21 protein-coding genes are annotated in these 21,300 nt (G+C 34.1%); 2 read left to right on the plus strand and 19 right to left on the minus strand.

Annotated features, from left to right (window positions below):
• Window positions 1–56: 56 nt before the first annotated feature.
• The 5 genes from FND99_RS04685 to FND99_RS04705 are packed head-to-tail and all read right to left on the minus strand — an operon-like array spanning window position 57 to window position 5,666.
• Complete coding sequence (locus tag FND99_RS04685; RefSeq protein WP_144336831.1) at window positions 57–476, minus strand: SRPBCC family protein; 420 nt, start codon at window positions 474–476, stop codon at window positions 57–59.
• Window positions 477–478: 2 nt separating this feature from the next.
• Complete coding sequence (locus FND99_RS04690) at window positions 479–1,348, minus strand: tetratricopeptide repeat protein (protein WP_144336832.1); 870 nt, start codon at window positions 1,346–1,348, stop codon at window positions 479–481.
• A gap of 36 nt (window positions 1,349–1,384) precedes the next feature.
• Window positions 1,385–3,781 carry a M28 family peptidase gene (locus FND99_RS04695; RefSeq protein ID WP_144336833.1) on the minus strand — a complete coding sequence of 799 codons (2,397 nt, stop codon included), beginning with the start codon at window positions 3,779–3,781 and terminating at the stop codon, window positions 1,385–1,387.
• Window positions 3,782–3,792: 11 nt separating this feature from the next.
• Window positions 3,793–4,140: a hypothetical protein gene (locus FND99_RS04700; protein ID WP_144336834.1), complete on the minus strand. Its 348-nt coding sequence runs from the start codon at window positions 4,138–4,140 to the stop codon at window positions 3,793–3,795.
• Window positions 4,137–5,666, minus strand: a complete 1,530-nt coding sequence (locus tag FND99_RS04705; protein WP_144336835.1) for a bifunctional GNAT family N-acetyltransferase/carbon-nitrogen hydrolase family protein — start codon at window positions 5,664–5,666, stop codon at window positions 4,137–4,139. Before FND99_RS04705 ends, FND99_RS04700 begins: the two co-directional genes overlap by 4 nt.
• Before the next feature lie 174 nt (window positions 5,667–5,840).
• Between FND99_RS04705 and FND99_RS04710 the strand changes: the two genes are divergently transcribed.
• Entirely contained in the window at window positions 5,841–6,173 is a 333-nt protein-coding gene (locus FND99_RS04710) for a single-stranded DNA-binding protein (RefSeq protein WP_144336836.1), read from the plus strand.
• A 77-nt stretch (window positions 6,174–6,250) separates the two neighbouring features.
• On the opposite strand, the gene FND99_RS04715 is transcribed toward FND99_RS04710, so the two are convergent.
• The 10 genes from FND99_RS04715 to metG all read right to left on the minus strand — a co-directional run bounded on the left by FND99_RS04715 (window position 6,251) and on the right by metG (window position 17,466).
• Window positions 6,251–6,943 (minus strand): DUF2461 domain-containing protein, encoded by a 693-nt coding sequence (locus tag FND99_RS04715; RefSeq protein ID WP_144336837.1) that lies wholly within the window; start codon window positions 6,941–6,943, stop codon window positions 6,251–6,253.
• Between the two features lie 90 nt (window positions 6,944–7,033).
• Window positions 7,034–7,219 carry a hypothetical protein gene (locus FND99_RS04720; RefSeq protein WP_056188713.1) on the minus strand — a complete coding sequence of 62 codons (186 nt, stop codon included), beginning with the start codon at window positions 7,217–7,219 and terminating at the stop codon, window positions 7,034–7,036.
• 82 nt (window positions 7,220–7,301) lie between these two features.
• Window positions 7,302–7,820: a ferritin gene (locus FND99_RS04725; protein WP_144336838.1), complete on the minus strand. Its 519-nt coding sequence runs from the start codon at window positions 7,818–7,820 to the stop codon at window positions 7,302–7,304.
• Between the two features lie 94 nt (window positions 7,821–7,914).
• The gene (locus FND99_RS04730) at window positions 7,915–9,366 is read right to left on the minus strand and encodes a hypothetical protein (RefSeq protein WP_144336839.1); all 1,452 of its coding nucleotides are present in this window, start codon (window positions 9,364–9,366) and stop codon (window positions 7,915–7,917) included.
• A gap of 157 nt (window positions 9,367–9,523) precedes the next feature.
• Window positions 9,524–10,660, minus strand: coding sequence for an OmpA family protein (locus FND99_RS04735; protein ID WP_144336840.1), 1,137 nt, complete (start codon window positions 10,658–10,660; stop codon window positions 9,524–9,526).
• 377 nt (window positions 10,661–11,037) lie between these two features.
• Window positions 11,038–11,667: a chloramphenicol acetyltransferase gene (locus FND99_RS04740; RefSeq protein WP_144336841.1), complete on the minus strand. Its 630-nt coding sequence runs from the start codon at window positions 11,665–11,667 to the stop codon at window positions 11,038–11,040.
• Window positions 11,667–12,374, minus strand: a complete 708-nt coding sequence (locus FND99_RS04745) for an HAD family hydrolase (protein ID WP_144336842.1) — start codon at window positions 12,372–12,374, stop codon at window positions 11,667–11,669. Before FND99_RS04745 ends, FND99_RS04740 begins: the two co-directional genes overlap by 1 nt.
• Window positions 12,375–12,714: 340 nt before the next feature.
• Entirely contained in the window at window positions 12,715–13,602 is an 888-nt protein-coding gene (locus FND99_RS04750) for a DMT family transporter (protein ID WP_144336843.1), read from the minus strand.
• A gap of 133 nt (window positions 13,603–13,735) precedes the next feature.
• Window positions 13,736–15,196, minus strand: a complete 1,461-nt coding sequence (locus FND99_RS04755; protein ID WP_144336844.1) for a hypothetical protein — start codon at window positions 15,194–15,196, stop codon at window positions 13,736–13,738.
• 134 nt (window positions 15,197–15,330) lie between these two features.
• A complete protein-coding gene (gene metG, locus FND99_RS04760) occupies window positions 15,331–17,466 on the minus strand; it encodes a methionine--tRNA ligase (protein WP_144336845.1) in 2,136 nt (711 codons plus the stop codon).
• 403 nt (window positions 17,467–17,869) lie between these two features.
• On the opposite strand from metG, the gene FND99_RS04765 reads away from it, so the two are divergent.
• A complete protein-coding gene (locus tag FND99_RS04765) occupies window positions 17,870–18,097 on the plus strand; it encodes a CDGSH iron-sulfur domain-containing protein (RefSeq protein WP_144336846.1) in 228 nt (75 codons plus the stop codon).
• Between the two features lie 61 nt (window positions 18,098–18,158).
• On the opposite strand, the gene FND99_RS04770 is transcribed toward FND99_RS04765, so the two are convergent.
• The 4 genes from FND99_RS04770 to FND99_RS04785 form a co-directional block, all read right to left on the minus strand.
• Window positions 18,159–18,893, minus strand: a complete 735-nt coding sequence (locus tag FND99_RS04770; RefSeq protein WP_144336847.1) for a hypothetical protein — start codon at window positions 18,891–18,893, stop codon at window positions 18,159–18,161.
• Window positions 18,894–19,013: 120 nt separating this feature from the next.
• Entirely contained in the window at window positions 19,014–19,913 is a 900-nt protein-coding gene (locus FND99_RS04775; protein ID WP_144336848.1) for a PhzF family phenazine biosynthesis protein, read from the minus strand.
• A gap of 75 nt (window positions 19,914–19,988) precedes the next feature.
• Window positions 19,989–20,546: a YdeI/OmpD-associated family protein gene (locus FND99_RS04780; RefSeq protein ID WP_144336849.1), complete on the minus strand. Its 558-nt coding sequence runs from the start codon at window positions 20,544–20,546 to the stop codon at window positions 19,989–19,991.
• A 93-nt stretch (window positions 20,547–20,639) separates the two neighbouring features.
• The gene (locus FND99_RS04785; protein ID WP_144336850.1) at window positions 20,640–21,089 is read right to left on the minus strand and encodes a protease complex subunit PrcB family protein; all 450 of its coding nucleotides are present in this window, start codon (window positions 21,087–21,089) and stop codon (window positions 20,640–20,642) included.
• Between the last annotated feature and the right edge of the window lie 211 nt (window positions 21,090–21,300).

Genomic DNA, 21,300 nt, shown 5'->3' on the forward strand with positions numbered 1-21,300 from the left:
TTAATAGTGCTTTTTATCTTTGTACCTCTGAACCTCTGCAACTTTGAGCCTAAATTTTAAGCCTCAACCAAAGCTTTTAGGCTTTGCAGAATCGGATTTTCTTCGCCTTGAGGTTCTTCTTGAACTGCTCCCGGACGATTATCTTCTTGTATAATTTGGAGTTTTACTTTTTGATTTTCTTCAGATAAAATATAATTCATAATGAAATAATTCTCTGATTTGTCTTCTAAACCTGGTCTTGGAAAAAACAAAGAATAACTGATTTTTTGATTCGAAACAACTTCTAGTACAGTTCCCCATTGCTCAAAAACTTGGCCTTCCCACTCATTTCTAAATCGTATTTCGCTGCCTTTTTCCCAGTCTGTAATGAGATCACTTCCATATTGCCATTGTTTTACCAATTCTGGTTTTGTCAAGACATTCCATACTTTTTCGATTGGGGCATTCAGAACGATTGTAGAAATATTTGTTGCCATTTTTATTCTATTTTAACGTTATTTTTTGCTGCAATTTTTTTGAAAACATCTTCTTTGTTTTCCGATTTCATTTTCTGATAAAGAGCGCCCAAAAGCTGTTCGCTATCTTTTACATATTCTGATTTTTCGTTGGTATAAATAATGTGCGCAATGAAAATATTATCCAATGCTTTTTCATCCTCATTTAGCATAATGCAATTTTTTCCGACACCAAAATAGCCTTCAGCGTTGTCTGGATGATACTGAATCAGTTTTTCATAATAACTGATGGCAGTTTTAAAATCTGATTTCAATGTGTATACAACGCCAATATTCATCAAAGCAAAATTTCCTTCGGGATAAATTTCTAGTGATTTTTTATAATATTTTATCGCGTTGTCATAATCTTTTAATTGTCTGTATGAAACCGCCATGTCATCAAGAGCAAGAACAAAATTTGGATCTTCCTTTAAAGCCAATTGAAAACTTTCGATAGCGGTTTTATAATCGCTTTTTTGCATGAAATCTTTTGCGATTACATAAGAATTCTGTGCATTTTTATTTTTTGATTCACTGTAAAAAACATCTTCTTTGTTTGCCATTAATTCCGGAACCAAGTCTGGGCATTTTTTAGAAACAACACCTTGAATTTTCAAAATCATGGTTTTGATGCCTTCAACTGTGTTTATAGATTCTCTAACTTTTGGGTCTTTATCGGTTAAGATCAGCTCGCTCATTGGTTTTGTGAGACAATCTCTAAAAACATCTTCTGTAATTTTTGAACTTTTTTGAAGACATTCACATGCTTTTTCGGCGATTTTTTCTTCAATAGTTTGCGCATTAATTACTGATACACTCACAAAAGTCAAAAATAGCAGGAAGTTTTTTTTCATATTGGTTTTTAAACGATTTAGGTTAGTTAGTGTGTTTTATTGTGGTTTAACGATAGCTGGTTTTAATAAACTGTCTTTTACTACTGATAAGCTGTCCGTTACCGGAACAACCGGCAATTGTGGCACCGGCGCTACATATCTCTTAATTTTTTGCTGAATCAAAACGGCGTCATTTAATACAAATGGCGTCGGCATCATCCAGTCGCTTCTTGGTTTTACTTTAAGAAGTGGATTTGTCATTAAATCAAAAGAACTTTCAATTAAATCCATATCAAAAATAGAAGATTTATTGATGTAAAATTCCATTTCAAGAGGTTCGTTTCCAACAACATAATAACACAGTATTTTTGCACCTTCGCGTTCCAGGCGATTTGTTTTTGCACCCAATTCTGAAACTCCGTTTGCTTTAAAGTTGTAAAAAGTCATTTTCGGATTTGCAAAAATGTCGTAACGATTTACTTTTCGGTTTGGCGTAATTCTGATTTTCAAATATCTTTTATTTCCAATTACACTGTCTCTCAAGAAAGAAATTGTTGGTTTTGGAACATCAACAACCGGAGCGATTGCGCTGTAAGTAAAACCAGAATTGTATTTGCTGGCAAGCGGAAGGCTGTTCAATCCAACTGCTTTTTGATTTGTTTCGCCTAAATATGATTTTGTCCAATCGTCTAAGTTGACATCATAAGTTGTCCAGACAGCCGTGTTGGTATTCGCATTATAAACATAAAGCAAACTGTTCGATTTTGCTTTTCCGTGCTCGTACCCAGAATGATATCCAGCATAGATGAAAAAGCCAATTGAAATCGCGAAAAACAACATTGTCCAAACACCTTTTTTGATAAAAGCTCCAAAAATTGGAAGCAATAATCCGAAAGCTAAAACGGTTAAAATAGCACTTCCAAAAAGAATTTTTAAACCTAAACCTATTGGAAACATTACTATAAATGGTGCAATGATTATTAAGGCCGGAATAGAGAAAATTAAATTTACAGCTAAACTGTTATGTCCAGTAAGAACATAAATTCCGAATAAAATGACTCCGAAATAAACAGGAACAATTAAGAATCCAGCGCCAACTAAACTATTGGCAATAAATGCATTTATGATGATCCAAAGTAATAATGCCGCAACAAAATGATTCATAGTAACTTTTGGTTCAGAAAAATGGTGGTAGAATGCAAAGCAAATTGCGATGCTTAACGTTACAAATGCGCCAATATAAGCGTGGCCGTTGTATGTAAATCCGTTGAGTAGATCAGAATATTGGGGATAAACTTCTAAAACAATTTTCCAGCCTAAAAAGGTTACTAATCCCGCAATAACAACAGCTCCTAAAAGCGGTACAAATCCTTTGAAAATTTCTCTGAAATTGACGATGTGTTTTGCTTTTCCAATGAAAATAAAAAGAATCAGCAAACCTAACGCAATTATTGTCATTGGTGTTACCCAAGAAAAAGGATAACTGATGAAAGAAAATGGAACGCTGAAATAAACATCATCATCGGTAGAATCTGTTGCGTTTAAATCGGCATTGGATAAATATTTTAATAAAGGCATCAAATAAGAACCTTGGTGTGCAAGAGTTGTTTTGTTTAAATGCTGAACATCATCCTGTTGTGTGTGGTAATTGTAGTGCCCATCGATAAAAGCAAAATTGAAACCCTGAATTTTGCCTTGTTCTCTAAAAACAGTTAAATCAGTGTCATTTGGAAGCATTTTGTAAATGCTGTACATCAAAGAATTAGAAACTGGATACGCCGCTTTTGCATTCGAAAATTCATTTACAAGTGCTTTGTTTCCTTTGTTGGTTTCCATCAGCATATAACTTGGACCTGATGAACCTCTTGCTTCAAAATTTAGTACCAAACCAACATCTTTTGCCCAAGGATGTTTGTTGACAAAAAGTGCGGCTCCGTTTAATCCTAACTCTTCAGCATCAGAAAATAAAATTATAATATCGTTTTTATGAGGCTGTTTTGCATATAAAAAAGCACGAATTCCTTCTAAAATAGTAGCAACTCCCGAGGCATCGTCACTGGCGCCTTTTGAAAAAGAATGTGGTGCGCTGTCGTAGTGCGAAAGCAGTAAAAGTGCTTTTGAGTTGTTGGTTCCTTTTATTCTCGCAAGAATATTTTTAGATTTTACTAAAAGTCCTTTGTCGTTTAGTGTAAAACCTTCTTGAGTTGAGGTTTCTAAACCTATTCTGTTTAACTCAAGTATTAAGTAATTTGCTACTAATTCATGATTTGTCGACCCTACATAATGCGGTTTTTGCGCAATTATTTCTACCTGATTCAAGGCTCTTTCTGTCGAGAATTCCGCCAGAGCTTCTTCTTCCCGAGAGATATATTGAGGCATCATTGTGGCATAAATAATGGCCAAAATGCCTAATACACAAAGAAATCCAAGAATTGAGGTGGGGTTTTTTTTCATGATGAATAGTACTATATTTCTTTTTTAACTAGCATAAAATAATCATTGTCCAAAGATCTATATCCTTGGTCATACAGGAAATAGTAGGTATTGCCTGTTTTGGTGTGCAAGATATTGGTAAAGAAATCAAAATCAAAACCTTTATTTATCATTTTTTCTCTAGTCGCTTTTGATTTTCCTTCTGAATTTAACTCGGCCAAAATACGGTAATTTTTGCGTAATTTATTGTTCACATTTCGCATAAAATTAGTCGTGTCTTTATTTATTTTGTTGTTGTAGGCATTTCGGCAGCCGTCTGAACAGAATTTTTTGTCTTCGCGGCCAACAATTTTTTCAGAACATTCGAGGCATGTCTTCATGAATTGAGTTTTTTAATTTCGTATAAATCTGTTCTTCTGTCTTTTAAGGTATGTACACTTCCGTGCTCGTGAAGTTCTTTTAGTAAATTTAGATCGACATCAACAATTAGTGTCATTTCTGTATTTGGAGTTGCTTCGGCTTTGATTCCGTTGCTCGGAAAAGCAAAATCGGAAGGTGTGAAAACAGAGGCTTGTGCATATTGAATATCCATGTTATTTACTTTTGGAAGATTCCCCACACAACCCGCAATGGCAACATAACATTCGTTTTCAATCGCACGCGCCTGCGAACAATGTTTTACTCGTGTATATCCGTTTTGAGTATCGGTTAAAAATGGAACAAACAAAATATTCATTCCTTCGTCAGCAAGAAGTCTTGAAAGTTCTGGAAACTCGACATCATAACAAATCAAAATACCAATTTTACCGCAATCGGTATCAAAAGTTTTAAATTCTGAACCGCCTTTCATTCCCCAATGAACCACTTCGTTCGGTGTGATATGAATTTTTGTATACATCTCTGAAGTTCCATCTCTTTTGCATAAAAAACCAACGTTGTATAAATTACCGCTTTCCAAGAGAGGCATACTTCCGGTAATGATATTGATATTATATGAAATGGAAAGTTCTTGGAAACGTTTTCTGATAGGATCTGAATATCGCGCAAGTTCTCGAATGGCTTCGGCTTCAGACAAATGATTATAATCGGCCATTAAAGGCGCAATAAAAAGTTCTGGAAACAGAGCAAAGTCGCTTCCATAACCTGAAACGACATCAATAAAAAACTCGGCTTGCTCAAAAAATTCTTCAAGATTATTCAACGGACGCATTTGCCACTGAATCAAACCAAGTCGAATAACGCTTTTTTCAAGATTGATCAGTTTCGGACTTTCATCATAATATATATTATTCCACTCGAGCAAAACCGCAAATTCTTTGGATTCTTCATCGCCTTCCAGATAATTTTTCATGATTCGTAAAACGTGAAAATCATTGCTGAGCTGAAAAGAAAGTACTGGATCGTATAATTCTTTGTGTTTAACTTTTTCGATATAATTTTTCGGACTCAGTTTTTTAGAATGTTGCCCATAATTTGGAATTCTTCCGGCAAAAACGATAGCTTTTAAATTCAGCTGTTCGCAAAGTTCCTTGCGTGCATCATACAATCTTCGTCCTAAGCGGAGTCCGCGGTAGTTTGGATGAATAAAAACATCAATTCCGTAGAGAATTTCGCCGTCAGGATTATGCGTTGAAAAGGTGTAATCGCCTAGAATCTGACTGTAATTGTGTTTTTTGTCAACGAGTTTTTCATCAACAATAAGTGACAATGCCGAGCCCACGACTTTTCCATCGACTAGAATTACAAGTTGTCCTTCTGGAAAAACTTGTAACAAGCGTTCAATGTCATCTGATTCCCAATACGAATTCGCCATTTCAGGATAAGACTGAATCATCGAATTTTTTAACTGTTTGTAGTCTTCGATTTCCAAATTACGAAGTTCAACCTTTTTGATTTTTGTTTGCATATCGTAGGATTTATCTCAAATATACAAAAATATTTCCATTTGCAAACGTTTACAAACAGTTACAATCGAAAGTAAACAGTTGGTAACCGAATATTTTAGCGGAGTTGCGCCAATTTTGCCCTGTTGAATTTGATCAACGATTTTTTTATACGAACATTTAAATAATTATAAGCCATGAATGCAATGAAAAACAGAGTACAATTAATTGGTAACGTAGGGAATGATCCAGAAGTTAAAACATTAGAAAGCGGTAAAAAACTCGCACATTTAACAATTGCGACAAATGAAACGTACAGAAATGACAAAGGCGACAAAGTAGAGCAGACGGAGTGGCATCGCGTTACAGCTTGGGGAAAAACGGCTGAAATAATCGAAAAATTTGTTGTAAAAGGAAAAGAAGTTGCGGTTGACGGAAAGTTAACTCACAGAAGCTATGATGACAAAAACGGAGAAAAAAAATACATCACCGAAGTTGTTGCAAATGAGATTTTATTGCTAAGCAAATAATCTTTGATGAACTTTAGCAAACCCGACAGTCCCGAAGCCTCGGGATAAAACCTGTCGGGTTTAACTTTTAGGAGTAATTATAAAACAGAAGCGCCATTAATATCAGTCGTAAGCACTTCGCTCATATAATCAAAAAAAGGTCTCATATTTAAGCAAGTCTGTAAAGCTTGTTCCAAAAAAAGCGGACTCAAAACTTCGTCATCTGTAAAACGTTTTATAATTAAAAATTGTTTGAAACGAAGCAAATCAATTGCTTTATGATTAATGTCGAAGCCTTTTGGAGCTGTTTTAAGCTGTTCGCCTTGCAAAGTTCCAAACGTTTCAACAAAAGATTTTGAATTTAGTATCTCTTGAAATGTTTCAGAATCATGGTCAAATTCACTTCTTATTCTTTTTAAATCGGCTGCATTTGGTCCCCAAAAACCGCCTGCAAAAAAACTGTTTCCTTTTTCAAGATGAAAATAATATCCACCGCGTCTGGCTGCGGTTGCGCGCGTATAACTTCCTCCCCAAAAATGTTTAAAAGGAGTCTTATCTTTAGAAAAGCGAATATCACGATAGATTCTGTAAACACTTTTTTTGCCCGAAGTATTTTCTAAAACATCAGTTTTGGAAAGTTCTTTTAGTAAAGCGCCAGCGAAATTCTCAATATGATTTAATTCAATTAAATATTGTGGTTTGTTGGCTTCAAACCAAGGTTTGTTATTGTTTTCTTTGAGTCGCTGCAAAAAATCCAAACTGGATTTTGGGATTATGATTTTGTTTTCCATATAAATTCTGAGTCTTTAAAATCAAAAGAAGACTGCAATTTAAAACTAAAAAACCCACCAGAAAAATCTAGTGGGTTTTTGTATATATTGTTAAGCGGTTTTTTTGAATAAATCAAACATCGGACAACGCGAACAACGCTTCTTTTCGCTCTTTTTGTATTTTTCACAACAAGAAGATTTGCAGTTTTCCAACTTCTTAATGTTCTCAAGGATAACTTTATTCTTCTTTTTCTTTTTATCCTTTTTCTTGTCCTTATCTTTTTCTTTCTTGCTCAATTTTCCTCTGTATTATAAAAACAGAAGCAAATATATATCAAAAAAGTTATTTTTAAGCATTCTAAATAAACTTTAACTTTTTTTATTTTGGATTGATAGCAATGGAGCTTGTCACTGTTAATTGCTGAATATCACGGTCGAATAAATAAAGCCCACCTTTATCGTCGCCAATCAAGTTGATTTTGTCCAAAATTGATTTAGCTGTAGCTTCTTCCTCGATTTGTTCAGAAACATACCATTGCAAGAAATTATGAGTTGCATAATCTTTGTCTTCAAAAGTAATATGCACTAATTCGTTAATCGATTTTGAAACAAAAAGTTCATGATTATAAAGCTCCTCAAACATTTCCTTAAAAGTCGAATAGCTTGTTTTTGGCGCTTTTAAATCTGTTATATGGGCGTGTCCTCCGCGTTCGTTGACATACTTTACTAATTTAAGCATGTGTGCACGCTCTTCATCTGACTGTGTGTACATAAATTGAGCGATTCCTTCTAATCCGTGTACTTCAGCCCAACAAGCCATAGAAAGATAGGTTTGCGAAGATTCTGCTTCTATGCGAATTTGCTTGTTTAAAGCTGTTTCAATATTTTTTGATAGCATAATGTTGTCTTTTCTGTAAAATTAACAAAAATAATCCATTCCGTTTTTTATAAATGGCTAAAACATAGAACGTTTGCAGTGATTCTCAGTAAATTTAATTTCGAGTCGGAGGAAGAGATTTCCTAAATATTGCTTTGTTCATAATTGGATTTCCTGCGCTTTGATCCATAAAACCATCTGTGAATTTGCGCATGACATAGCTTTTTGAAACGTTGTCGTAATAACCCAAAACATAATAATCGCTTAGTTTTAGGATACTTACCAACGAAATATTTTTACTGGTATTAATGAAATAATTGAGATTGTCTATTGCCAAAGGTTCGATTTGATTGTTTTTTATAAATTCAAAATCAGAGTTTAATACCGAGTCAAAAAACACCATTTTTGTTGCATTTTGGACATTATTAAAACCATCCAGGAAACCATTTGGGGCATAATTTACGCTTAGAGATTGATAAGCAGCAAATCCGCCAAAAGTGACAAAGGTATATTGCCTGTTTTTAAAAGCTGATAATGATGCGTTTACAGTTGATAATTGTTTTAGAAATTTGCTTGTTGTTTTTAGTTTTTGAGGTTTTTCTCCGTTTACCTGCAAAAACATTGGCGAATTTTTAAAAGTGATGGTGTCGTTTTTTGAAACCGAAATGTTTTTTATGCTTTTCCCCGAATCAAAATCTTTTAAACTGAATAAAAGCTGTTCGCTGTTGGCACTAATTTGATATAGTTTGTTTTCAAGATAAAACGAGTTTGTAATTTTTGGCATTGTCTGCGTATCTGGAGTGTCAAAAATTTTCTCCGTAATTTCATTTGTCTTAATGTTCAGATCAAAAACCTGTGTGCGTTTTGTATTGTAGTCAAATGTCAGAATGATGTGGTCATCAAGAACATACATTTTGCTTTTCTTTTCGGTTTTGTCCAAAGAAGAAAAGTCATCAGTCTCCATTTTTTCAATCGGATAATGATACTGCACAAGCGCACTGAAAGAAACAGATTGCCCTCTTTCATTTTGAAAAGAAAACGGTGCGAAATTGAACATTTTTATTTCACATTTATCATTTCTAAATTCGAATAAAAGCAAATGTTCTTGATCTTTTTCTTTGGAAAGAATATAAAATGCATTGTTTTTTTGGAAAGAAGTTATAAGATTTCCAGCGTTTGCCGGAAAATCAAAACCTAAAACTGTTGAAGTTTTGTTCTCTAGATTGTATTTTATTATTCGGATGTTTTTATGATTTTCGGAGCCCCAATAAAGCGTCGGATTTCCATCTTCGCCAAAACTGTATCCAAGCATTGTTCTTTTTTGTTCGGCTTTTATTGTATCACTGAATTGATTGGCCAGAAACAGCGATTTGTTGTATTTTAAAATATTGATGGTTTTATTGTCAGACGCAAAAACAAATACTTCATGAGTTTTGCTGTTTTCTGCATTTATAAGCTGTCCATTTTCTAATGGTTTATTCAAATTAAGAACAGAAGAATTTAATATAGTCTGGCTTAACAATATTGACTGTGAAAGCAGAAAGCAAAAAAGCAGTAATTTTTTCATTAGAATCTTTGGATATATTTCCAAAATTAATGAAATAAAATGATTTTTTACAGATGAAAATTTACTGTTCGAGAAGACATTCTTTTGATGGCTGAATCATAAAAAAAAGCCTCAGGGAAATTTCTCTAAGGCTTTAGTGTAAGAATATAAAAAGTACTTATTTTATTCTGAAAGTAACTCTTCGTGCTAATCTTCTAGCTTCCTCTGAATCTTTTTGGATTGAATTATCAGCTCCTTCAGAGACAACATTTAATCGTGACGACGAAATGCCAGATTTTTCAAAAATGGTCTTAATATTCGTAGCTCTTAAATTTGCTAATTTATCGTTGTATTCAGAACTTCCAACTTGATCAGCATGACCCACGATATCCATTGATGCCGATGGATTTTTTCTTAAATAAGATAAAATAACATCAATTGATGAAGTCGAAGCTTCGATTGGCGTTGCTTTGTTAAAGTCAAAATAAACACCATAATAGTTGTCGTTAATCATCTCTTTCACGACATCCTTGTTTGATACCAGAGTGTTTGTTACTGGTTTTTCGACAATTATTTGCTTTTCAGGAGTCTTTTTAATTTGTTCTTCTAGTCCTGCAATTTTGTTTTCCAGCGCTGCAATATCAGCATTATCAGACATTACGACCCAATCAGCATGCTTTGTGTTTTTTCCTAGATAAACTTGCAAACCAACCGTCCCGTTAAAAAGCAATCCAGAAAATCCTCGGTTTTCTGTAAGACCAGCACCATCAAAAGTATGGTCTTGATGTGAGTTTAAAATAGTGCTGATATCGCCGGTCAAAACTACTCTGTCAGTTAATTTAGCTTGTGCAGTAAATCCAGCAATTGCATTCGTGACCAAGTCGCTTACGTGATAATCTTTGTTCTCTAACTGAGCAATTCCAAAACCTCCATGTGCTAATAATCCAAATGTATTCGTCCATGTTTCAAAATTCATGATACGTCCCAAGTTTAATACAGCCTGCAAGTCAGCTCGGTAATATTTAGAATCAAAAGGAAGGGAGCTGTTTTTTTGCTCCGTTAAACTATTATAGCCAAAATCAGCCTTAAAACCAAACTTGTTGTTAAGCATATATCTTACTCCTAAGTCAACTGTAAACGGGCTGATTCTTGCGTTGTAATAATTACTTGACGTAAACGGACGTTGTACTTTGTTAAAACCGCCATTAAGCTCTACTGACCATTTATTAAAATTGTCTACAGTTTTAGTTTCTTTTTGTGCACTTACACGCATAATGCTGAGCGCAAATGCCAGCGTTATTACTATTTTTTTCATTGTTATTTGAGATTTTAAATTTGGCTCAAAAAAACAATGTTTTGTAGGAATAATCGCTTTGTAAAAGTTTTAAATATAGCAGAATAAGGTTGGCTCTTTTTTTGGTGGATTTTTTTATTAAAATTAATTATAGCCATCTGTATGTATGAGCAACAAGTATTTTTTGGTCTTTAAATCATAATAACCTAAAAATAAAAAAATCTCCAAATTTTAGAATGTTCTTCATTCTTATTTTCTTGATTTTAATCTAATTTGCTGTCAAAACTTTAATAAGGAGTTAAAAATATTTGGCTTAATAAAATAGTATTGCAAAATAAGGCAAGTGATAGATAACTTTGGTTCGTACGTTTTACGTGTCAAAGGTGTTTCGGTTAATTTTAAGCGTTCATCAAATCTTGAAATAGATCGACAAATTGACCCAGATGCAATCCATCCATTAATCCATGATGTACATATACAGCCATTGAGATCGTTCTTTTTCCTGTTTCAGAAACCATCATTTTTCCGAAAGAAACTTTTGGACAGCTGTCTGGATAAGTAAAACTTCTTGCGTGTGTGAGCGATGTAAAGTTCAGCCACGGAATTGCCGAAAAATGAATTAAATTATCATCATTGAATTCTCTAGTAAAAAGGCCGATTGTGTTTTGAATACGTTCAATTTCGGTCAAGGCATTTTGCTTGAAGATTTCAAAATCTGCGTCATATTCAATTAATGAAAAACCGAAAGTTCCATCTTCACGCCCAATAGTTGCCGATGCGTCAATGCGATCATTGATGTATATTTTGTCTTCGGAAATTCGGTATCTAAAATTTTCAACCGAATTTACCGCGACTAAAGTTTTATGCAGATAATAGATGAAAAAAGAAACATTAAGTTCTTTGGCTTTTTGATACGCTTTTGTGCAGTCAATTTCTACAGTTGCGCCAAAAAAAGGTTCTTCCATTCGGCTGAAATGCGCAAAATGTTCTTTTCTGTTCCAGTTTTCTAAGTCTAAAAGTGTTTTCATTATATTAAATTTGGAAGAACTTGGGTAATGTTTTCAAAGGAACTAAAATGTTCGTGTTCTACTTTGTGATTGATTTTTTCGTGTTCCCAAGTCGTGTGAAACGGAATGTGAACAGCATAACCGCCAATTCCTAAAACGGGAAGAACATCGGATTTCAAAGAATTTCCAATCATCAAAAACTCGTGTGCTTTAATGTCTAAACGACCTAAAAGTTTTTCATAATCAATTTCTTGTTTGTCCGACATTACTTCGATATGATGAAAATAATGTCCCAAACCAGAACGATGTAGTTTGCTGTGCTGATCTTTTAGATCGCCTTTTGTCGCCACAACAAGTTTATATTTTCCGTGAAGTGACTGCAAAGTTTCTTCGATTCCGTCCAGCAATTCGATTGGTTTTTCGAGCAATTCTTTTCCGTATTGAATGATCTTTTCAATTACTTCAATCGGAATGGTATTATTCGAAATATTCATTGCAGCTTCAATCATCGAAAGAATATAACCTTTTATTCCGTAGCCGTACAAAGGCAGATTCGCAATTTCAATTTTGAATAATTCCTGCGAAATGCCTTGATGTGAAAGGTAATCTTCCATCAAAGCACAAAATTTATGCTCGGTTTCCTGGAAATAAGGTTCGTTTACAAATAAAGTATCATCGGCATCAAATGCGATTACTTTTAAGTTTGGTATTTTGTTTTTATGTAACATTGTTTTTTTGTTTCAAGTGTTTTTTGTTTCAGGTTTTCTTTGTTTGCTTCGCCAATTCGGCTAAAGCCTCGTGTCAGGTTTTAAGTTTTTGCCACAGATTATTTTGATTAAAATGATTTTTATCTACTTGATCTGTAATCCCGATAGCTATCGGGAACGAGGGGCTTTTTGCTATGACTTAACTATTTTTTTCAGCCACGACCCGAGCGATAGCGAACAGGCGAAGCAATTCACGAATTAAACTAATTTTTATTTGCTTGATCTGCGGAAACCTTTACTATGAATTACACAAATTATCTGCGTAAACCCGTTTAATCAGTTAAAATCCGTGTGCCATTTCTCAATCCTTAGAAAACAATCTTTTCAAAGAAATAGTTTTATCGTAAAACGTAATTCTAATTCCGAAAAGCAAAATGATTCCGCCGAAAACCATCTGTAAAGTTATTTTTTCTTCTAAAAACAACCAAGCCAAAATAGAGGTAATTACCGCCTGACTCAACAAACTCAACGAAACCCTCGTGGCACGCATGTGCTGTGTTGCATAACTGATCGAAAGCCAAGCACACAATTGACAAATAACAGCCTGCAAAACCAACACAAACCATCCTGTATTTGAAAATCCCGTAAAAGGCTGATTTAATGAATAGCAAAGAATGCCAAGATAAACACTTGAAGCCGATAAACTTATGGTCATAAACGATAAAACATCCACTTCTGAAAGTACATTTTTGCTGACTAAAAGATAAATAGAATATAAAATTCCGGATAAAACAGCAAACAGAAAAGCTTGATCAAAATTGAGATCAATAAAAAATTCAAAGCCAACCAAAGTCACCATTCCGAATAAAGAAACAATGGTTCCGATCCAGAAATTAGTTGCCGGTTTTGATTTCAAAAATAAAAAAGAACCAATTCCCACCCAAACCGGAGATAAATTTGTCAGCAACGAAGCTTGCGTTGCACTAGAATCCTGAATAGCGATATTCCAAACCGCAACATCTGATGAAAATAATACACCACAAAGCATTGCCAAAAGCGTAAATTTCAGACTCGGAAGTTTAAAATTTTTGCTCAAAATTGTATAGGGCAAAAGCAAAATAACAGCAAAGAACATTCGGTAAAAAGCCGAAATTAATCCTGGAGTTAAACGCAATTTTACCAATATCGGAAAAATCGAAATGCAGAGTATACCGCAGATTAGGGCTAATCTTGGTTTGGTGAGTTTCATTAGGCGTGTTTTATTCTTGTATTGTTTTTTCAAAGATACTTTACAAAGGAAATACTTTAAAAACAAAAAGCGTGAATTGGTTAAAAATTAACTATTCACGCTTTACATGTTTTTAGGACTTTTATGATTTACATTAATCTATAAATTGCCTAATAATATATTCCTTGCTATTGTTGTCGTAATAACCTAAATAATATGCATCTATTTTAAAAAGTGTTTGTGATGAAACATCATTGTTTTTATCAAAGAAAGTCCTGATTTTATCAAAGGCTAAAGGCTGTAAATCGCCTGTAATATGATTACCGTCTTTATCAAATAAACCATCTATTTTTACAACTTTTCGGTTTGCATATGAATTGAAATTATTCAATGTCGAATTATAATAGCCTATCGCAGCTCCTGCAAAAGCTGATGCTGCAACTCCTACAAATCCGCCGCCCATAAACATTGGAGATACCGCTTGTTGTTGAGCAGAAATACCTCCAAATGTTACCAACGTATTTTCTCCGACATGATAACATGAAAGGCCAGTATGAAGGTTGTTTATTTTTCTTAGAAATTGCGAGCTGGTCTCCAAAGTCCTTGAGCCACCAAAACCTCCACCTTCCTGATGTATATCGGAGTTTTTGAATTCAATAGGACTGTCAGAAGTCGTCGAATATTCTTTAATTACATTACCTTCTAAATCATTGATCGTAAAGTAAAATTGATCAGATGATGTTTTAACCTGATATAATTTATTATCTATAAAAAAAGAGTTTGAGCTTATTTTTACTGGAAACCCCGAACTGCTCATTTTTGATATTGAATTTGATTTTATAATTTTTTCTGAAGCGGTAAATTTTTCTAAATCAATTAAAATAACTTGAGTGAAATCAGTATTCAGATCAATTGTAATAACAAGTTGTTTTTTGTCAAAATAACATTTTCTTCTTTTTGAAGAGTCGGCTAAAGAGGTCGGGTTGTCGGTATTAATATACTGTAACGTCATCGGACCTTCAAACGGAAGCAAGTTCTCATCTAATACTCCGTATAAATTTGATTTGACATAATTTAATTTAAAAAAGTGAAATCCGTCCAAAGAAATTGTTCTTTCCTGATAGACTCCATTTTTGTCAAAAATATGAAGTTTGAAAAGGTTGCTTTTTTTAACAACTGTCAGGATATAAAAATTATCATTTTCACTGAATTGTTGTAAAACTTTTTCATCTTTTAAGACCAAAGGATATTGTTGCGTAACAACTTTGCGTGTACTGAAATCAAATAATTGAGCATAAATATCAGTAAAATCATCAGATGCCCAAAACAATCGGGTATGGTCGTTGCTGAGATTATAACCAATCATAAGGTCATAGGTTCTAGGATTTGGTCTTTCTACAGAAATACTGTCTTCAACCTGCATTTTATGATCAAGCTGTATCGCTTTTACTTTTACTTTATCACTCACAAATAAAGTAACTTTGTTATTGTTGTCATTAACGGTTTGAAAAACATCACGATTCTTTTTTAATTCTACGGGAGTAGAACTTATAATTTCCTGACTAAAAGAATAGTAAGTGGTTAAAAAGAGAAAGAATAATATAGTTTTTTTCATGAATTTAGTATGTTTTGTTTTTGGAGCAATTTCTTTATTTTTTTTGAGATACAATATCTTTTTGAAAAATTAAAAGCGTGAATCAGTTAAAAAATGTTAACCAATTCACGCAATTTATATAACGATATAAATCTTTAGTTTACAGTCGATCCGTTTGGAGCGTCAGCATCTGGGTTTACAAATACCAATTTTCCTTCGGCATTTGTTGTCATTAAAATCATTCCCTGGCTTTCAACTCCGCGTAAAGCTCTTGGAGCAAGATTTGCTAACACAGAAACACGTTTTCCGATAATTTCTTCTGGAGAAAAACTCTCAGCAATTCCAGAAACAATTGTGCGAACATCAATTCCTGTATCTACTTTTAGAACCAAAAGTTTGTTGGCTTTTGGCATTTTTTCAGCTTCTAAAATAGTTCCAATACGAATATCCATTTTCGCAAAATCCTCAAACTGAATTAAATCTTTTTGCGGATCTGGTTGTTTGCTTTCAGCTAAATTTGCTGTTTTTGTTGCTTCCAATTTATCTATTTGTTTTTGTATTTCTTCGTCTTCAATTTTAGCGAAAAGCAATTCTGCTTCACCAATTTTATGTCCTGCCGGAATCAAATCTGAGTTTTCAGAAATGTCATTCCAACCTAAAGTTTTGTCAATAATGATGTCTTTTGCATCACGATCTTTCTCTTTCAGGAATTTACTGAATCCAGCAAAATGCTCTTTCAGATCTCCTAAATTCAATATTTTCGAAAGTTTAGCTGCAGTAAAAGGCAAGAAAGGTTCAGCCAAAACGCTTAAAGCAGCAGCAATTTGCAATGCCACATACATTTGTGTTTTTACACGCTCTGGATTGTCTTTCATTACTTTCCAAGGCTCTTCGTCTGCTAAATATTTATTTCCTAAACGAGCAACATTCATTAATTCCCCTAAAGCTTCACGGAATCTATAACGCTCAACCGAACTTGAAATTACCGCTGGATATGCTTTTAATTCGGACAAAGTTTGTTCGTCAACTTCTGAAAATTCATTTGGAGTCGGAATAATTCCGTCGTAATATTTGTTGGTTAAAACCACAACACGATTCACGAAATTTCCAAAAATGGCAACCAATTCGTTGTTGTTTCTAGCTTGAAAATCTTTCCAAGTAAAATCATTATCTTTTGTTTCAGGAGCGTTTGATGTTAAGGCATAACGCAAAACATCTTGCTTATCTGGAAACTCTTCTAAATATTCGTGCAACCAAACCGCCCAGTTTTTAGAAGTCGAAAGTTTGTTTCCTTCCAAGTTCAAAAATTCATTTGCTGGAACATTGTCTGGAAGAATATAGCTTCCTTCAGCTTTTAGCATCGCTGGGAAAATGATACAGTGAAAAACAATATTGTCTTTTCCGATAAAGTGAACTAGTTTAGTTTCTTCATCTTTCCAATATGGTTCCCAGTCTTTTCCTTCGCGCGCTGCCCATTCTTTTGTAGATGAAATATATCCGATAGGCGCATCAAACCAAACGTATAATTTCTTTCCTTCAGCACCTTCAACAGGAACGTCAATTCCCCAATCAAGGTCACGTGTTACCGCACGAGGCTCTAATCCTGCGTCGATCCAAGATTTTACTTGTCCGTAAACGTTTGTTTTCCAATCGTTTTTATGACCTTCTAAAATCCATTCGCGTAAAAAAGCATCGTAACGATCTAAAGGTAAAAACCAGTGTTTAGTTGATTTTAAAATTGGAGTTTCGCCTGTAATTGTCGATTTCGGATTAATCAAATCCGTCGCATTCAAAGTCGATCCGCATTTTTCGCACTGATCGCCGTAAGCTTCTGGATTGTCACATTTTGGACAAGTTCCAACCACAAAACGGTCTGCTAAAAACTGATTTGCTTTTGCATCGTACAATTGTTCGGTAACTTCTTCAATAAAATCGCCTTTATCATACAAAGTCCTGAAAAATTCTGAAGCCGTATCATGATGGATTTTTGCCGAAGTTCTAGAATAATTATTAAAAGAAATTCCGAAATCTGAGAACGATTTGCGGATAATTCCATCATATTTATCAATAACTTCTTGTGGTGTAATTCCTTCTTTTTTGGCTTTCATCGAAATTGCAACGCCATGTTCATCGCTTCCGCAGATGAATGCTACATCTTTTCCTTGCAATCTTAAATATCTCGAATATATATCTGCAGGCACGTAAACCCCCGCCAAATGCCCAATATGGATTGGTCCATTAGTGTAAGGCAATGCTGCTGTGATGGTATATCTTTTTGGATTCTGTATCATAACTCAATTTTATTGAGTGCAAAAATAAGCAATAGAATTGAGATTTTGTTATTGCGCGGAGATTCACAGAGATTTTAGTTGAGTTTTTAATCTCGCAAAGTCGCAGAGGCGCAAAGATTTCTTCCTCATTTTTGTCATTTCGACGGAGGAGAAATCTTCGCGAGTAACTCCATTCCTAGAGTTACCAATCTTTGTAGAGCTACTTGCGGAGATTTCTCCTCCGTCGAAATGACAAGATTGTGTGAAACCTTATGGGACTTCGACTTCGCTCAGCCTGACAACACAGTTAATCTTCTTGAATCTCTATAAAAAGCATCCATAAAATAGAACCAGTTTAAACTAGCATCCAAGTTAAAATCTTCAAAATATATTTCGCAATCTTTGCATACGAAAAAAACAAGTTATGAGCAAGACAAAATTAATTATCAATAAAAACGGATCAATCAAAATTGAAGGTGATTTTGAAATCATGGATCCAGAAGGAACACTTTACGGTTTACAAGGAAGACAAGCACTTGGTCTTTGCCGTTGTGGACACTCTGCAAACAAACCATTTTGCGATGGAGCACACCGTAATAATTTCGAACACGATTCAAAGGCGTTTGATTTGCCTCCAATGAAAACAAGCTAAAATTTATTAGTTTTTGAATATAAAAAAGCTGCATTTTTGAGATGCAGCTTTTTTTATGCGTTTATTTTATTTGTGATAACTCTTTTGGCAGTCGATATAAAACCGTTTGAGTGTGCACTGTGCCTGTTTCCGCATCTTTTGAAACAGATATCGTTTCTGGTGCTTCAAAAATAAAATCGGATTCTAGTTTGAAAAATTCTTTATGGATGATTTTATCTACAGAAAGTTGCGTAACCGTTGTATCGTTTACAGGTTTTATCGGTCTAACTTCTTGACTTGCATAATCTACAGTACTTTCAATGTAAGAATTCAGATTGTCAACATTATAAACCCATCTTCCGTTGTCAAGTATGTTGATGGTTTTTGTTTTTCCGTCAATGATTAATTCATTTTTTCCAATAGGAACTTCAGTTGAAATAAAACTGTTTGGAGCGACAGTTTGTGTTATTTCCGAAGATATTTTGACTTGCACAGGAACAGATTTTCCATTGTCAATATAAAGCGTCGTTCTAAAACTTGAAGAAACCAGGAAAAATGCGATAAAAGCTCCTACTGGTATAAAAAAGTAACTTGATTTTTCTAAATGAACAGGCATTCCTTCTTCATCTTCATTATCAATAACAAATTGTTTTCTGCTTTTAAAAATGTAATATAATGCACAAATTATCAAAAGCACATTTATAGGTATACTAATAAAAAACGGAATTTGATTGAATGTACTGTACAATACAAAATTTAGTACATAAAATAGGAAAATTGAGACTGCAAGTCTCATTAGAATTATGATTCTATCCATAGTAATAGTTGTTAAAAGAAGGTTATGGGTTAAGGTTTAATTAACCCAAATATATCATTATTTTCTTTCTTTTAACAATCACTATTTTAATTCAGCATCAAAATTTGTAAATATTTACAGCTAAATATAAAGCTCGCCTTTCATGGTTATAATTGAAGAACCACCAACTAGAATATCTTCTTCGCGATTCATGACTTCGATCATTGAGGCTTGTTTTAATTTTACGCCCTGCAGAATTTTATATTCTTTGTCTGATTTTGTGAATTTCTTTTGTGTCAAAAAACCAATTAGCGGACCAGCAGCGGTTCCTGTCGCCGGATCTTCATTTATCCCGATTTTAGGATTGAAAAATCTAGTTTCGACAATATGCTCTTGACCTTCTGTAATGGTGAAGCAATAGAAACCTTCAAAATTATATTCTTTTGAAATTTCTACCAAAAGCTGATTATCTGGAACACAACTATTGAGTAATTGGCTATTTTTTATAGGAACCATCGTGTGTGCGACTTCGGTTTTAACGATTGTGGGAACAAAAGCATTTACGTCTAAGTCTTCAATTTTTAAGCCGAGCGCCACTGCGATTCTATAAGTTGGAATTTCTTGTTTGATTACAGCCGATTTTTGGTGCATTTGAACAACCGGATAAAAAGTAACAGTATCAAAACTCACAGTCAACGGAATTGCCGAATGTTTCATGATTACAAAGGGCTCGCTTTCGTTTTGCTCTTCAAAAATTGGCATTCCTTTTAAGAGCGCACCACAGACAGCGCCCAATAAATTATGTCCGGCACCGTCGATTTCAATTCCGGTTGGGGTAAAAGAACGAACCATCAGTGCTTTATCTCTTGTGGAATAATAAACAAAAGAGGTTTCAGAATAGCCAAATTCTTTAGAAATGTCTTTGTACGTGTCTAATGGCAGATTGCCATCTGTAAAAACCACCGAAAGCGGATTCCCTTTGTAGCTTTCGTTTGAAAATACATCTAAAACGTAGTATTCTAAAGCTTTTCTTCCTTCCATTCCTTTTTCTTTTTTAACTGAGACTTCTTTTGGACGGATAAAGTTACTGTTTCTACTATATTAAAGCAATAGGTATTACAACATTCGTTTTCCTTCGGCACTAAATTTTATTGTTTTCTCTAATCTCGCAAGTCTGGTTTTTTCTTGTTTGGCGCTCATAATCACATGAATTACTACTTTTTTATACGATGGAGCTTGATTGCTAAAGTATTCCCAGGCGGTTTTATTGGCTTTAAATTGCTTTTCAAATTCAGGATCGAGAACGTAGGCTTCGTTCTCGTGTGAGTAAATTCCGGTTCTTTGTTCAGATTTAAATTCAAAAGCCTTAATTCCGGCTTCTTTCATTAGTCCGGCTCTTGTCAATTGTTCAATTTTCTTGATGTTGATGGCGCTCCAAATACTTGATTTTTTTCTTGGTGTAAATCGGATTGTATAGCTTTCTTCGTCAATCGATTTTCGAATGCCGTCGATCCAGCCAAAACAAAGTGCTTGATCAACAGATTCTGACCAAGACATTGATGGTTTTTTGCTTTTCACTTTATAAAATCCAACAAGAAGTTCGGTTTCTTTTTCGTGATGCTTTTCTAGCCATTCTCTGAATTTTTCTTGGGTGGAGAAGAAGGTTGGTGCCATTTTATTGAGTTCTTATTGTCTGTAAAAATATCATAAATAACAGACAATAAAACTGAATTTGCTCGAATTTTTAGTTTTCGGATGTTTAATAAATTATTTAAAAACCACCGTTTTACTCGACTTAGGCATTTTTACAATATGAAAAGGCTGTGTAATTACGGTAGTCAAATCACCTTTTTTTAGTTGTTCGACTTTAACTGTTATTTCATTTTTCGATTGTGTAATCTTGGTAATATCGATGGAATAGCCACCAGAGTTACGTACTTCATCAAAAACCGCGATTACTTGATATTTTGTAAAATCGACATTAGTATCAGGCGTTGTGTACAATGCTTGCGTGATGATATTTAATTTTCCTAATAAGGTGTTCCAATCGGTTTGATTTGTGATTACAAGATTTGATTTAGGAATCGTTCCAGGTGACGATCCGTAAGTGTCTCTTTGGTAAATGGTTGTGAACGCAATATTTGATCCGTCATCGTTGTCATTACTGCAGCTTGCGAATGTTAAGGCAAGGCTTAAAAATAAAATTATCTGTTTCATGGTTTTGGTTTTTTAGGTTGAAAATTTAATTGTAATGTTTTACTAATTAAACAGATAGAATTTTTATTAAATGGTTGCGTTGCAATTTTACTATTTTTTTTAAAAATTTTAAAAACATTATTGGAGTTCACTGAATTTCATTTCAAACGATCCCCAAAGTTTCGAGATGATGAACCTATCGGCGGGAAACGCCCAAAAAATATTCTCAATC

The sequence above is a fragment of the Flavobacterium daemonense genome (assembly GCF_007341385.1).
Classification (GTDB): domain Bacteria; phylum Bacteroidota; class Bacteroidia; order Flavobacteriales; family Flavobacteriaceae; genus Flavobacterium; species Flavobacterium daemonense.

Excerpts from the sequence above, each read along its gene's own strand:
- FND99_RS04685 (WP_144336831.1), bottom strand. The coding sequence starts at position 476 with ATGGCAACAAATATTTCTACAATCGTTCTGAATGCCCCAATCGAAAAA.
- FND99_RS04690 (WP_144336832.1), bottom strand. The coding sequence starts at position 1,348 with ATGAAAAAAAACTTCCTGCTATTTTTGACTTTTGTGAGTGTATCAGTA.
- FND99_RS04695 (WP_144336833.1), bottom strand. The coding sequence starts at position 3,781 with ATGAAAAAAAACCCCACCTCAATTCTTGGATTTCTTTGTGTATTAGGC.
- FND99_RS04700 (WP_144336834.1), bottom strand. The coding sequence starts at position 4,140 with ATGAAGACATGCCTCGAATGTTCTGAAAAAATTGTTGGCCGCGAAGAC.
- FND99_RS04705 (WP_144336835.1), bottom strand. The coding sequence starts at position 5,666 with ATGCAAACAAAAATCAAAAAGGTTGAACTTCGTAATTTGGAAATCGAA.
- FND99_RS04710 (WP_144336836.1), top strand. The coding sequence starts at position 5,841 with ATGAATGCAATGAAAAACAGAGTACAATTAATTGGTAACGTAGGGAAT.
- FND99_RS04715 (WP_144336837.1), bottom strand. The coding sequence starts at position 6,943 with ATGGAAAACAAAATCATAATCCCAAAATCCAGTTTGGATTTTTTGCAG.
- FND99_RS04725 (WP_144336838.1), bottom strand. The coding sequence starts at position 7,820 with ATGCTATCAAAAAATATTGAAACAGCTTTAAACAAGCAAATTCGCATA.
- FND99_RS04730 (WP_144336839.1), bottom strand. The coding sequence starts at position 9,366 with ATGAAAAAATTACTGCTTTTTTGCTTTCTGCTTTCACAGTCAATATTG.
- FND99_RS04735 (WP_144336840.1), bottom strand. The coding sequence starts at position 10,660 with ATGAAAAAAATAGTAATAACGCTGGCATTTGCGCTCAGCATTATGCGT.
- FND99_RS04740 (WP_144336841.1), bottom strand. The coding sequence starts at position 11,667 with ATGAAAACACTTTTAGACTTAGAAAACTGGAACAGAAAAGAACATTTT.
- FND99_RS04745 (WP_144336842.1), bottom strand. The coding sequence starts at position 12,374 with ATGTTACATAAAAACAAAATACCAAACTTAAAAGTAATCGCATTTGAT.
- FND99_RS04750 (WP_144336843.1), bottom strand. The coding sequence starts at position 13,602 with ATGAAACTCACCAAACCAAGATTAGCCCTAATCTGCGGTATACTCTGC.
- FND99_RS04755 (WP_144336844.1), bottom strand. The coding sequence starts at position 15,196 with ATGAAAAAAACTATATTATTCTTTCTCTTTTTAACCACTTACTATTCT.
- metG (WP_144336845.1), bottom strand. The coding sequence starts at position 17,466 with ATGATACAGAATCCAAAAAGATATACCATCACAGCAGCATTGCCTTAC.
- FND99_RS04765 (WP_144336846.1), top strand. The coding sequence starts at position 17,870 with ATGAGCAAGACAAAATTAATTATCAATAAAAACGGATCAATCAAAATT.
- FND99_RS04770 (WP_144336847.1), bottom strand. The coding sequence starts at position 18,893 with ATGGATAGAATCATAATTCTAATGAGACTTGCAGTCTCAATTTTCCTA.
- FND99_RS04775 (WP_144336848.1), bottom strand. The coding sequence starts at position 19,913 with ATGGAAGGAAGAAAAGCTTTAGAATACTACGTTTTAGATGTATTTTCA.
- FND99_RS04780 (WP_144336849.1), bottom strand. The coding sequence starts at position 20,546 with ATGGCACCAACCTTCTTCTCCACCCAAGAAAAATTCAGAGAATGGCTA.
- FND99_RS04785 (WP_144336850.1), bottom strand. The coding sequence starts at position 21,089 with ATGAAACAGATAATTTTATTTTTAAGCCTTGCCTTAACATTCGCAAGC.